The sequence below is a fragment of the Kitasatospora sp. NPDC041988 genome, from assembly GCF_055588525.1.
In genome coordinates this window covers 18813-30990 of the sequence record NZ_JBVJCO010000016.1, presented here as the reverse complement: position 1 = coordinate 30990, position 12178 = coordinate 18813, and the positions used below count along the sequence as shown (strand labels likewise).

Below are 12178 nucleotides of genomic sequence, written 5' to 3'. Positions count from 1 at the left end.
AGAGCCTGGCCTGTTCCGAGCCGGCCGGCCAGCGGCCGAAACGTTCGGCCTGGTCGCAGACGGACCCGGACCCGGACCCGGGGGCGCCGGCCGCCGGCGCGCTCGGGGCCCTGCCCGGAGCGGGGGCCGGTACCGCCGCGGGTGGGGCGGGCGCCGCCGTGGTGGCCGCCGGGCGGGATGGTGCCGGGCGTGGTGTGCGGCCCGGCCTGGGCCGGGCGCTGCCGGGGGCGGTGTGGTCCGCCCCGGCGGGCTCGTCCTCGCCGCCCGTCTGCCGGGCGGGGGTGGGGGCCGCCTCCGGTGAGGAGGCGGGCGTGCCGCTGGGCGGTGCGTCCGGGGCCGACAGCAGGTCGGGTGACAGGGGGAACGAGGGTTCCAGGGGCAGGGCCGGCGCGGCGGACGCCTCCGTGAGCGGGGACGTCAGTGGGGATGTCGACGGGGACGTCGACGGGGATGTCGACGGGGAGGGTGCGGCCGACGGGAACGCCACCACCCCGGTGGTCTCGTCGCCCGACCCGGGCCCGCACATCACCAGGACGGCGGCCATCGCGGCGACGGTCCCGGCCGCCGTCGCCGCCCACACCCAGCGCGGCTTCCGCACCGGAGCGGGAGCGGCCGGAGCGGGGGTGCTCGGAGTGGGTGCGCTCGGAGCGGGGGCCGGAGCGGCTGGTGGCGGCGGCACCGGCGGCGGCTCCCACCTCTGCGCCGGCCACTGCCATTGCCCGCCTGCCCGTTGCCCGCCTGCTGGTTGCCCGTCCATGCCCTGAGTCCTCCTGACGGCCGTCGCCGACCACCGGCGACCCGCTCGCCGTGCTCAACGAGCGCGCGGACGCCGGGACATGACCCGGAAGAGGGTTCTCTCCCGCCCCGCCTCCCGGCCGTCCGCCCCGCCGGTACGCTGCCTGCCGTACCCCGGGTGCGGACGTCCGGGGTCCGCCACATGCTGGGGGCATGGAAACCAACAACACGTCGAAGCCCCTGGTCGAGGTCGCCGAGTTCCGCACCGACAGCCGCTACCGCCTGGTCCACTTCGAGGGCCACGGCTGGGAGCCGCTGGCCCCGGAGGAGTTCGAACCGAGGGTCCACCAGCTCTTCCCCGATCTCGACCCGCGCGACCCCGTCCGCGTCCATTGGGCCGACCGCCCCTGGGAGTGGCCCGCCTGGCACCCCGGCGAAGCCTGACCGGCGGTCGGGGCCTTCCCGCCGTCCGGGCTCGCTCTCAGGGCGCAGGCCGAGCCTCAGGGCCCAGAGCGGGCTCAGCGTGCAGGCCGAGCCTCAGGGCCGGGTGCGGGCGCGGTAGCCCGCGATCTTGGCGAGGTTGCCGCACCGCTCCATCGAACACCAGCGGCGCCGGCGGGCCTGGGAGTCGTCCAGGAAGAGCAGTGAGCAGTCCGGGCTCTCGCACTCCTTGACCCGGCCGAGCAGCGGGCCGCCCGCCAGCAGCACGGCGTCGCGCGCCACCGCGGCGAGGGCGGCCCGGACGTCGTCCGCCGGGGCCCCGGCGTGCCAGTGCAGCCGGAGTCCGCCGTCCGCGGAGGCGAGTTGGGGGGCGAGGTCGGGGGCGGCGGCGGCCGCGTTGGCCTCGGCGAGGTCGCCCACAGCCGGGGGGAGGCCTGCCATCGCGGCGCGCAGCAGCCGGTACACGGCCTCGCGCAGCCGGCGCGCGTCCACCAGATCGCGCTCCGTGGCCTCCGTTGCCTCCGTGGCGTCCGCGGTCGCGCCGTCGGGCCGCAGTCCTGCCTCGGTGAGCCAGCGGGTCAGCGCGTCCTGGTCCGGCAGGCGCTCGACGGGGGTTGCGTGGCGCCGGCCGAGGGTGGCGACGAAGTTCAGGCAGGGGCGTCCGCCGAGGAACGGGAAGGCGAGCTGCGGGTCGGTGGCGTGGGTGCTGGGCGGCATGGGGGAGAGCCTACGCCCGGGCCCCCTCTTGACACCACTTCATCCGGTGTCGCAGGGTGACACCTGTTCATCTGGTGTCATCGACGAGAGCGGGTGCGCAACCATGCGCGCAGTACGGATCGACCAGTTCGGCGGCCCCGAGGTCCTGCTCCCGGTGGACCTCCCGGACCCGGTTCCCGGCCCCGGCGAGGTGCTGGTGCGGGTCGCCGCGGCGGGCGTCAACCGGGCCGACGCGCTGGTCCGTTCGGGCGTCTACCACCGCGCCGGAAGGCCGCCGCTGATCCTCGGTGCCGAGGCGGCCGGCACCGTCGCCGCCCTGGGGGAGGGCGTGAGCGGCCTGGAGGTCGGGCAGCCCGTCCTGGCGATGGCCGCCGCCGCCGGCTCCGGCTTCTACGCCGAGCTCGCGGTCGTCCCGGCCCTGCGGGTCACGCCCCTGCCCGAGGGCGTCGGCCTGCTCGCAGCCGCCGCGCTGCCCTCCGCCTGGCTGACCGCCTGGTACTGCCTGCGCCGGCTGGCCCGGGTGGCCGCCGGGGAGACGGTGGTCGTGCAGGCGGCAGCCAGCGGGGTCGGCAGCGCGGCGGTGCAGATCGCCGCCGAGGCGGGCGCGCGCGTCATCGCCGTCGCCGGTTCGGCGGCCAAGGCCGAGTGGGCGGCCGGCTTCGGCGCCGACGCGACCGTCGACACCTCCGCCCACCCGGAGGACGCCGCCGTCGACGAGGTGCTCCGGCTGACCGGCGGGCGCGGCGCCCACGTCGTCCTGGACACCGTCGGCGGGCGGGTGTTCGGCCAGAGCCTGCGCCAGGCCGGCCAGGCCGGACGGGTGGTCGCGCTCGCCAACGTCGCGCTGGAGCCCAGCACCATCGACACCCGGCACTTCTACCCGAAGAACGTCTCCATCCACGGCTTCCAGATCACCAACCTGCTGGACCACGGCTACGACCCCCGCCCCGACCTGCGGGAGATCGCCGCCCGCGTCGTCACCGGGGCCTACCGGGTGCCGGTGGAGTCCGTGTTCCCGCTGGAGGAAGCAGCCGACGCCCACCGGCAGTTGGAAAGTCGCGGCAATCGAGGCAAGATCGTCCTGACCGTGGCGGCCGATCCGGCCTGACCGCGGCGCACGCGAGAGGCGAGGGGGATTCGTGGATCGGCTGGCGAGCAACGCGGGTTACGGCGAGGCGGCGGAGCAACTCGCCGTGCAGTACGAGGAAGTGACGTTCGAGGAGGTCCACCGCGAGGTGCTGCACCTGTTCCCCGAGCGGCCGTCCGACATCCTCGACATCGGCGCCGGCACCGGCCGGGACGCCGCCGCCCTGGCCGCGCGCGGCCACCGCGTCGTCGCCGCCGAACCGACGGCGGAGCTGCGCCGGGCCGGCGAGCGCATCCATGCCGGCAGCGCCATCCGCTGGGTGGACGACGCGCTGCCCGCCGCCGCCGTGCTCGGCACGGCGGGCGAGCGCTTCGACCTGATCCTGCTCTGCGCCGTCTGGATGCATCTGGCCGAGGACGAACGACCGTTGGCGATGGACGCCCTCGCCCGGCTGCTCGCTCCCGGCGGCCGGGTCCTCCTCTCGCAGCGCCACGGCCCCGTCCCGACCGGCCGCCGGATGTTCGACGTCCCGGCCGACGAGACGGTCGCGCTCGCCCGGGCCCGTGGGCTGGACCTGCTGCTCCGCACCGAACGCCCCGATCTGCACGACCGCCCGGGCGTGCACTGGACGGTGCTCGCCTTCGAGTCGGCGGTCGGACAGACCTCGTAGTCCGGGCGGACGGGTGCCACGAGGGGTGCTTCCTGGTCCCCGGTGTTCCCCCGCGTTCGCGTGGGGTCCACCGGGGCGTGGGCGCCGTACCCGCTCTACTCAAGACCGCTCCGGTCTGACACGCTGTCTTTCGCCGGGCGCTGGCGAGTCAGGTCGAGTCAGGTCGATTCAGGTGTCCGGCAGGCAAGGTGCGACCGTGAGACCCGTGTCCGGCTGCAGTTCGCCGCCGGACCGGACGCCCCCGACCGGAAGAGGCGACCGTGCTCGGTGAGACAGCCCGTACCTGGCTGCAGCGATGGGACCAGCAGCAGGAGCGTTACAGCCCCGACCGCGACGAACGCTTCCAGGTGGTCGTCGACACCGTCGGCTGGTTGCTCGAACGCACCGAGGTGCCCCGGCCCCGCCTGGTGGACCTGGGCTGTGGCACGGGGTCACTCACCGCCCGCCTCGCCCGCGCCTTCCCGCACGCCGATGTCGTCGGTGTGGACGCCGATCCCCTCCTCCTCGGCCTCGCCGAAGAGGCCGTCACCGGCACGACCGCCCGGCTCCTCGCCCGTGACCTCACCACGCCCGGGTGGGCCGACGAGGCCGGCCCACCCGCCTCCTGGGACGCGGCGGTGTCCTCCACCGCCCTCCACTGGCTGACCCCCGACGAACTCGGCGCGCTCTACCGCACCCTGGCCGGCCGCCTGCGCCCCGGAGGAATCCTGGTCGACGCCGACAACCGTGCTCCCACCTCGGCCCCCGCCCTCCTGGGGCTCGCCCGCCAGCTTCGTGCGCGGCGTGCCCACCGGACCGGGCGTCATGGTGACAAGGACTGGGCGGGCTGGTGGAAGACCGTGCTGTCCGCCCCGGAACTCGCCCCCCTCGCCCAGGCCCGCGCCCGTTCCCCGATCGCGGACCGCACCTTCACCGAGCCCCACGATCTGACGACCGCCGAACAGATCCGCCTCCTGCACGAAGCCGGTTTCAGCAGTGCCACCACCGTCTGGCAGTGCGGCGACGACAGCATTCTGGTCGCCGTCCGCTGACCCCGGCGGTCTCCGAGCCGCCAAGCGGCCAAGCCTCTGACCGTGCGAGGCCCGGATGCTTTTCCCTCCCCGGCAGAAGCCGGGGATACCCACGCAAGATCTGGGCTGGATTCACCCCGGAAGGCCTTCGAGCCTCACCAGCTCGCAGTGCACGTGTCGATGCTGTTCGCGAGCTCGGCGTCGTAGCGAAGGGGGAGGGAGCCGGCGGGCGAGGCTGTGGTGGGTGACGCGGCACTGTGCGGGACACCCGGGATCACGTGGACCGGCACCGGGCATGCCCGCATCAGGGCGGCCGCCTCGGCCCGTCCGGCCGGGCGCTCGGCCTCGCGGAGCTTGCGGGCGGCGCGCTTGGCGGCGCCGGGGCGATGGGACGGGTGCGACGTCGAAGGGGTGGTCGGCCGGCCGGTGCGCGGCCGGAGGAAGCGAGGGTCGACCAGGACGACCCCGGCCACGGCGTCCGGGTGGGCGGCCGCGTAGCGCAACGCCGTGGTGGCGGAGGCCGCGTGGGCGACCAGGACGGGGCGCGAGCGGACGGGCGCCAGCAGTTCGGCCAGCCAGTGGTCGTCCGGGACGGACGCGGGGGAGGAGCGGCCGAGACCGGGCAGGTCGGCCGCCAGTGCGGGCGCGCCCAGCCGGGTGACCACCTCGCGCCAGGCGTCGGCGTCCTCGCCCGGCCCGTGCAGCAGGACGAAGCGCGGAGCCTCGCCGTCCCCGGCGACGTAGCTGCGGGCACCGGCGACGTCTGAGAACCCACCGCGGAACGCCGCACCCTGCGGCGAGGCGCCGAACCCGTCGGCGACCAGCCGGGTGGCCCAGCGGCGCAACAGCTCTGCCACCGGCGGGTGTTGGAGACCGGCCGCGCGGGCGAGACGGTCGGCGGAGGTGGTGTCGTAGGTGTCCTCGGAGAGGAAGGTGAGCGTCTCGGGGTCGGCGCCGGTCAGCGCGCGGGGCAGCCGGCGGACCAGGCCGAGCGGGACGAGCCGCCGGGGCGCCGGCACGCCGAGGTGCTCGGCCAGCAGGGCGATCAGCTCCGGCAGGGGCGGCGTCGCGGGGTCGAGGACGGCGTGCGCATGGGCCGGGCCGGTGTCGTGTCCGGGGACGGCCGCGAGGAACCGGGCCAGGTGGTCGACCGCGACCACCGGCAGGAACGTGCGCGGCGTTCCTGGCAGCAACGGCAGCCGCCCGTGCCAGAGTTGGCGCACCAGTTCGGCCGGGCCGATGTACTGCCCGGCCTCGCCGGTGACCGAGTGGCCGATCACGCTGCTCGGGTTCACCGTGGTGAGCGGTACGCCGAGCCGGGCGGCGGTGACGCGGACGGCGGCGTCGCCCAGCTGCTTGGACGCCTCGTACGCGCCGAGCTCTGCGTAGAGCGCGTCGGCCTCGGCGGCGGGCAGCGGGTGGCGCGGTGCGGCGTCCCGGCCGACCCGGTAGCCGGAGAGGTGGACCAGCCGCCGGAGGCCGGGGCGGCCGGCGGCCCAGTGCAGGGCGTGCAGTGCGCCGTCGACGTTGGCGGCGTGTGCCTCGGCGCGGGAGAGGCCGAAGCGGTAGAGAGCGGCGAGGTTGTGCACGTCGCGGACGTGCGCGAGCCGGGCGTCGTCCTCGGGTGACAGGCCGAGGCCGGGCCGGGTGAGGTCGGCGGCGACGGTGCTGAGGGCGGTGTCGTCGGCGCCGTGCTCGCGAAGCCAGCCGCGCAGCTCCTGGTCGCGTGCGGTTCCGTGCCCGCCCCGGACGGCGGCGGCCACCGGCTCGCCCCGTCCGAGGAGTTCGAGGACGAGCCAGCGGCCGAGGAACCCGGTGGCGCCGAGGACGAGGGTGCGCGGGGGGAGGGGGGCCGGGGCGGGCGTGGCTGTGGAGGTGGCTGTGGTGGTGGTTGTGGCGGCGGTGCCTGTGATGTTCATGGGCAGGGCTCCTTTTCTGTAGACCGGTCCACTTATGTAGACCGGTCTGTATATTTTTTGGACGTCGAGAGGGTGCCGGCCCGCCGGTCTGGAGTGCTGTGGCGCGCCGGCCCCCAGTTTCTGTAGACCGGTCTGCATATTTTTTGCGCGACGACGAGCCCCGTCCTGATGGGTCAGCGGGAGCGGTGGCGTACGCAGGTGAACATACCGTCGCCGGGGAACCCGGGGGAAGAGGGGGCGGCGATCTTGCAGGGCGGCGAGGTCGTCCGGAGAACTGCCGGGCGCCGCCGCGCCGGGGTACCTGGGGGCGGGCCGAGGTGTCCGGCCCGCCCGTGCCGACGGTGCCCCGGGCCGGCGTGCCGCATCAGGCGGGGCGCGGGGCCTCCAGGAACCGGTGGAGCGAGGCGGTCAGTCCGGCCACGAAGGCGTCGCGGGTCTGCTCGGCGACCAGGTCCAGGGAGAGGTACGGGTTGAGGTCCTCCAGCTCGACCAGGAGCAGTTCGCCGTCCTGCGTACGGCAGGCGTCCACGCGCTGGATGCCGTGGTCGAGGGTGTTCCACTCGATGAAGCGGCGGGCGAAGGCCAGGTCGGCGTCGGTGGCCTCGTAGGGTTCGAGGACCCAGCGCCGCTCGGGGTCGGGGGCGTGGAGGGCGTACTGGAAGGTGTCGTCGACGTAGTAGAAGGACACCTCGTAGCGGAAGTCGATGCGCGGCTGGACGAGGATGTGGCCGTAGGCGAGGCCGCTCAGCTGGTCCCGGGGCATGAAGGACAGGCCGATGGAGTCGGCGCCGGCCTTCGGCTTGACGGCGTACTGCGCGGCTTCGGGCAGCAGGTGCAGGTCCTGGGGCCGGTCGACGGTGGGGATGACGGGGTGTCCGGTGGTGGTGAGGTCCAGCAGGTACTGCTTGCCGGCCATGTCGCCGCGGCCGGTCAACGGGTTGTAGACCCGGTTGCCGCGGGCCCTGGCCTGGTCCCGGAAGGCGTCGTACTCCTTCTGGTAGTGCAGCACGGGACCGCTGTTGCGGACCACGACCGCGTCGAAGGCGTCCATCAGGGCGGCGGCATCGAGGGGGTGGCACAGGGCGAGGTCGAAGTCGTCGCGCAACCGGGAGGTCAGGAGGATGTCCTCGTCGCAGTAGCGCCGTCCGCGGGCCTGGTAGGCGAGATCGGTCACGAACAGGACGCTCGGGCGGGCGGGCATGGCGCATCTCCTCGGGGTGGGGCCCGCCAGCCTACCCAGCGGGGCGGCGCTCCCGACCCGGCACCTGGCTCGGGGGCGAACGAGGGGCGAACGGGGGCGCGAACGGGGGCGGCGCCCGGCACCAGGTCGACGGGCCGGGCCACGGGTCCGATGTGTGGGCCGCAGCCGCAGCCGCAGCGGCAGGGGCAGGGGCAGGAGCCGTGGGGCCTTCGGTGGAGGCCGCCCTGTCACCGGCGTGGGCCGTAGCTCCAGTAGTGGTCCGGGTAGTCCCCGCACGGGTACTGCATCAGGGGGGCCTGCGGGGCGCTGCTGCGGTAGGAGACGGCGAGGCACTGGTGGCTGTTGTCGTTGACGAAGCGCAGGCCGTTCGGCCACTTCTCGATCTTCCAGGACTGCCCGGGGCTGTTCCTGCACGTGGACTGGATGACGGGGGCGGCGGCTTCGGTGCTGGAGTCCCGGACGGAGAGGCACAGGGCGCTGTTGTAGCTGACGATCCGGTAGTAGGTCTCGCCCTCGGCGTCGGTGTAGGTCTTCTGGGCCTCCCAGAAGTGGTCGGGGTAGTCCCCGCAGGGGTACTGCTGGACCTCCCGGCCTTCCTCCCTGGTGCCGCCGGCCGTGGCCATGCACTGCAGGCTGTTGCCGTTCTTGATCGCCACCGGAACCGGCGGCGGCACGGCCGGGGTCCCGCCGAGTCGTCCGGGCAGGGAGGGTTCCGCACCCGGTTTCGGCACGGAGGTGGTGGACTCCGGCGGCGGCACGGGCCTGTCGCTCCCGCCTGGAGTTGTGGAGGTAGCGGGTACCGACGGGGCGCCGGGGCCCGCGGTCGGAGCCGCCGTACCTGCCGGTGTCGGGGCGGCGGGCGTCGGGACCCCGGGTACGGGAGCCACCGGGGCAGGCGGCACGGGGGCGGCGACCGCCGGTGCGGTCGCAGTCGCTTCGGCCCGAGGGGGTGTACCGCTCGGCGGGGGAGGGGTCGGTGACGTGACCGGCGCCCCGCCCGGAGCCGGCGGCGAACTGCCGTCCGCCGTCGCCGGGGAGGGGCCGGCGGCCGTTGCGCCGGCTGCGGGCCCCACGCGAGCGTCGGCTGCCTGGGGGGTCGTGTCGAAGCGGGCGGGCGTCGTTGCGCCCAGGTGGATGCCCACCAGTACCCCGACCAGTATCAGCACGCCGGCCAGTGCCGCCCCCGCCACACCCATCGCCGCGCCGCCGCGGGCCGTACGGGGGCGCCGCGGGCCGGCGCCCGCGCCGCGCGGCGGGCCGATGGGCGTCCGGCCGAGCACGAACGGACCGGTCAGGCGATTGTCCGGGGCCCGGACCAGCTCACCGCGGACAATCCTCGGGCCGGTACAGGCGGGGGCCATCCGGATCACTTCCCGGCACCGGTCGGCCAGGGCCTCCCGCACCCGTACCAGGTCGGTCTCCAGGCGCCGCAGCACCGGGAGGTGTGCCTCCACCCCGCTGCTCCCGGCCGACTCGGTATCGGCCCTTTCGGTCCCGGTAGGTTCGGTCCCGGTCGGTTCGGCCGCCGCCCGGGCCCCCGGCGCCCGCCGCTCGCCGCTCGCCAGGGCATGCGTCCGCGCCCGGCCGACCAGGAGACCGACGGCGTCCTGTTCCCGTTCGGCCGTCCGTCGCACCTCGCGCGCGCTCTCCCTGATCCGCCGCACCTCGGCCAGGCAACGCGTCGCCTCCCGCAGCCGGGCCCGCCGCAGCTCCGCCGCCTCTCCGTCGTTCAGGGCCCGGGCTGCGGGACTCGCCTCGTCCGTGGCGTCGGTGCCCAGTTCACTCCGCAACTCGGCCACGATCGCCACGAGTACCCGGATCAGTTCCTCCGACTCCGCGACACCCGCCTCGGCCTGCTGTTGCGCCTGCCGGGCCCGGTCCAGTGCCTGCTCGGCGGCCGAGCGTTCCGCCGCGGGCGGACGGAGCCCCTCGGCCGCCCGGGTGGCCTGTTCGTGCAGGTGCCCGGCGCGTGCCAGCAGCACCGCCCGGGTCCGCGGGTCCACCGCCTGGTCGTGGATCAGCCGCTGGAGCAGGTGCCACGGGATGTCCTTCTCCGCGGAGCGGTACTCGCTCCAGCTGGTCCTGCCGGCCGGGTAGCGCTGGGCGAGCTTGCGGACGGTGATCCCCGCGGTCACCTCCCGCACGAACCGGGCCAGGGCGTCCGCCTGCTCGGTCTCTCCCTTGAGCCGCCCCTGCGGGCGTCCAGCACCAACCACCCCGTGCCCCCTGCCTTGTCCGCGGCCAAACTGCGTTGTCCGTCGCTCACCTGAGCATCGGCGGATTCTTGTAGATGGACAATCAAAACAGGTCGCACTCTGGAGTCTCCACCGGTTCTTCGGACAACTTGCGGGCTTCCCAGGTCGTTTGGGGGTGGTCTCGGTCGGCCTGGTCGTCTCGTCGCGGCACGAGTTCGCCGGGCGCGGTGGCGCGCGTTCGGCGGGAGTCGCCCCCTCCTCGCCATCGTTCGGAGCCTCGCAATCGTTCGAGGCGCTGCGGGCGGAGAGCCTGGAAGCCAGCAGCACCGACAAGAAAAGAGGAACGAGATGCGCAAACGGTTCGCGCCGGCGGCGGCCGGAGGATCCTCCCCCGGCGTCGACAGCGGCAGGTGTACCGATACGGCGTGGGGTCACACCGGCGCGACCGTCACCCCGTGGGCTCAAGAAGCACGGGGACCCGTTCAGCAACTCCAGGACGACCTCCTGGCACTGAGTCGGGACCGGTCGACAGGCGTGTCGTGTCCGACCCCCGGGCCGGGTCGGGCGCGACGCACCTGTCCGGTGTCCCGGGGTTTCCCAGAGGTCCAGGACAGCCGGCCCGACCTGTACTCCCTCCAAGCCGACGGCTGATCCGGCGTGTCCGGCAGGGGCAGCTGGGAGGCTTCCCCTGCCGGACGGCCCTCAGGCGCCGCTGTTGCGGAGCATCTCCTCGCGCTCCACGACCTTGACCCGCTCCCGGCCCTCCGCCTCGCCGAGTGCCCGCTCGTGGGCGTCGAGCCGGTGCCAGCCCTCCCACGTCGTGTAGCGGACGCCCCGCTCGCGCAGGTGGGTGACGACGGCCTGCGGGTCGGGCTCGGCGGCGCCCGGCAGCCGGCCGGCGGTGTGGTCGGCGAGCAGGCAGCCGACGGTCTCGTTGGCGTCGCCCTTGGTGTGGCCGATCAGGCCGACCGGGCCGCGCTTGATCCAGCCCGTGACGTACGTGGCGGCCTGGTGCGAGCCGTCGCCGGCCAGGACGCGGCCGGCCTCGTTGGGGACGGTGCCGGAGACGGGGTCGAAGGGCAGCTTGGGCAGTTCGTCGGAGTAGTAGCCGATCGCCCGGTACACGGCCTGCACGTCCCAGTCGGTGAAGCGGCCGGTGCCCCGCACGTTGCCGGTGCCGTCGAGTTCGGTGCGCTCCGTGCGCAGGCCGCCCACCCGGCCGTCCGCGCCGGTCACCTCGACCGGGGACTCGAAGAAGTGCAGGTAGATCCGGTGGGGCCGGTCGCCGACGTCGCGGATCGCCCAGTTCTCGAGCGTCGACGCGACCATGTCGACGTGCTTCGCGGCCCGGCGCTCGGCGATCGACCCGTCGTCGTACTCGATGTCCTCGGGGGCGACGATCACCTCGATGTTCGGCGAGTGGTCGAGTTCGCGCAGCTCCATCGGGCTGAACTTGGCCTGGGCCGGCCCGCGGCGGCCGAAGACGTGCACATCCAGCGCCTTGTTCCGCCGGAGCCCGGCGTGGACGTTCGGGGGGATCTCGGTGGGCAGCAGCTCGTCGGCGGTCTTGGCGAGGATCCGGGCGACGTCCAGGGCGACGTTGCCCGCGCCGAGCACGGCGACCTTCTCGGCCTCCAGCGGCCAAGTTCGGGGGGCGTCGGGGTGCCCGTCGTACCAGGAGACGAAGTCGGCGGCGCCGTACGAGCCGTCCAGGCCGACACCCGGTATGTCGAGCGCACGGTCGGCCGTCGCGCCGGTGGCGAAGACGGTGGCGTCGTAGAAGCGGTGCAGGTCGTCGAGGCCGAGGTCGCCGGGGTAGTCGATGTTGCCGAAGAGGCGGATCTGGGGCTTGTCCAGCACCTGGTGGAGCGCGGTGACGATGCCCTTGATGCGCGGGTGGTCGGGCGCCACGCCGTAGCGGATCAGCCCGAACGGGGCGGGCATCCGCTCGAACAGGTCGATCGAGACCCCGGGCTCCCGGGCGGCGTCGGACTTCAGCAGGGCGTCTGCGGCGTAGATGCCGGCGGGGCCGGCTCCGACGATCGCGATACGGATCGGACGGGACATGTCGGGGCGTTCCTCCGGGCAGACGGGCAGACGGGCAGACGGGCGGCGGGCGAGCGGGCGGCAGGCGGCGGGGGGAGAGGGGAGAGGGAGCAGGACGTCGGGTGTCTGAAGCAAACCCGCTCCCCACCCGCCGCTG

At 74.7% G+C, this 12178-nt stretch carries 10 protein-coding genes; 5 read left to right on the top strand and 5 right to left on the bottom strand.

Going from position 1 to position 12178, the window contains the following annotated elements; all coding sequences use genetic code 11:
• The first annotated feature begins 404 nt into the window (after positions 1 to 404).
• Positions 405 to 764: a hypothetical protein gene (locus ACZ6NC_RS17930; protein WP_465733764.1), complete on the top strand. Its 360-nt coding sequence runs from the start codon at positions 405 to 407 to the stop codon at positions 762 to 764.
• Between the two features lie 184 nt (positions 765 to 948).
• The gene (locus ACZ6NC_RS17925) at positions 949 to 1179 is read left to right on the top strand and encodes a hypothetical protein (protein ID WP_465733762.1); all 231 of its coding nucleotides are present in this window, start codon (positions 949 to 951) and stop codon (positions 1177 to 1179) included.
• Positions 1180 to 1272: 93 nt separating this feature from the next.
• Here ACZ6NC_RS17925 and ACZ6NC_RS17920 read toward each other — a convergent pair whose 3' ends face one another.
• Positions 1273 to 1893: a CGNR zinc finger domain-containing protein gene (locus ACZ6NC_RS17920; RefSeq protein WP_465733760.1), complete on the bottom strand. Its 621-nt coding sequence runs from the start codon at positions 1891 to 1893 to the stop codon at positions 1273 to 1275.
• Between the two features lie 103 nt (positions 1894 to 1996).
• Between ACZ6NC_RS17920 and ACZ6NC_RS17915 the strand changes: the two genes are divergently transcribed.
• The 3 genes from ACZ6NC_RS17915 to ACZ6NC_RS17905 all read left to right on the top strand — a co-directional run bounded on the left by ACZ6NC_RS17915 (position 1997) and on the right by ACZ6NC_RS17905 (position 4681).
• Positions 1997 to 3001, top strand: coding sequence for a quinone oxidoreductase family protein (locus ACZ6NC_RS17915; RefSeq protein ID WP_465733758.1), 1005 nt, complete (start codon positions 1997 to 1999; stop codon positions 2999 to 3001).
• Between the two features lie 31 nt (positions 3002 to 3032).
• Complete coding sequence (locus ACZ6NC_RS17910) at positions 3033 to 3650, top strand: class I SAM-dependent methyltransferase (protein WP_465733756.1); 618 nt, start codon at positions 3033 to 3035, stop codon at positions 3648 to 3650.
• A 260-nt stretch (positions 3651 to 3910) separates the two neighbouring features.
• The gene (locus ACZ6NC_RS17905) at positions 3911 to 4681 is read left to right on the top strand and encodes a class I SAM-dependent methyltransferase (protein WP_465733754.1); all 771 of its coding nucleotides are present in this window, start codon (positions 3911 to 3913) and stop codon (positions 4679 to 4681) included.
• Positions 4682 to 4815: 134 nt separating this feature from the next.
• Here ACZ6NC_RS17905 and ACZ6NC_RS17900 read toward each other — a convergent pair whose 3' ends face one another.
• From ACZ6NC_RS17900 to ACZ6NC_RS17885, 4 genes are all read right to left on the bottom strand, one after another.
• The gene (locus ACZ6NC_RS17900; RefSeq protein WP_465733752.1) at positions 4816 to 6579 is read right to left on the bottom strand and encodes an alpha/beta fold hydrolase; all 1764 of its coding nucleotides are present in this window, start codon (positions 6577 to 6579) and stop codon (positions 4816 to 4818) included.
• 364 nt (positions 6580 to 6943) lie between these two features.
• Positions 6944 to 7780 (bottom strand): ATP-grasp domain-containing protein, encoded by an 837-nt coding sequence (locus ACZ6NC_RS17895; protein ID WP_465733750.1) that lies wholly within the window; start codon positions 7778 to 7780, stop codon positions 6944 to 6946.
• A 227-nt stretch (positions 7781 to 8007) separates the two neighbouring features.
• Positions 8008 to 9996: an RICIN domain-containing protein gene (locus ACZ6NC_RS17890; RefSeq protein ID WP_465733748.1), complete on the bottom strand. Its 1989-nt coding sequence runs from the start codon at positions 9994 to 9996 to the stop codon at positions 8008 to 8010.
• A gap of 681 nt (positions 9997 to 10677) precedes the next feature.
• Positions 10678 to 12042, bottom strand: a complete 1365-nt coding sequence (locus tag ACZ6NC_RS17885; RefSeq protein ID WP_465733746.1) for an FAD-dependent oxidoreductase — start codon at positions 12040 to 12042, stop codon at positions 10678 to 10680.
• Positions 12043 to 12178: the final 136 nt, after the last annotated feature.

Bases quoted from the DNA above. Each gene is read 5' to 3' on its own strand.
- ACZ6NC_RS17900 (WP_465733752.1), bottom strand. From the start codon at position 6,579: ATGAACATCACAGGCACCGCCGCCACAACCACCACCACAGCCACCTCC.
- ACZ6NC_RS17925 (WP_465733762.1), top strand. From the start codon at position 949: ATGGAAACCAACAACACGTCGAAGCCCCTGGTCGAGGTCGCCGAGTTC.
- ACZ6NC_RS17920 (WP_465733760.1), bottom strand. From the start codon at position 1,893: ATGCCGCCCAGCACCCACGCCACCGACCCGCAGCTCGCCTTCCCGTTC.
- ACZ6NC_RS17895 (WP_465733750.1), bottom strand. From the start codon at position 7,780: ATGCCCGCCCGCCCGAGCGTCCTGTTCGTGACCGATCTCGCCTACCAG.
- ACZ6NC_RS17885 (WP_465733746.1), bottom strand. From the start codon at position 12,042: ATGTCCCGTCCGATCCGTATCGCGATCGTCGGAGCCGGCCCCGCCGGC.
- ACZ6NC_RS17915 (WP_465733758.1), top strand. From the start codon at position 1,997: ATGCGCGCAGTACGGATCGACCAGTTCGGCGGCCCCGAGGTCCTGCTC.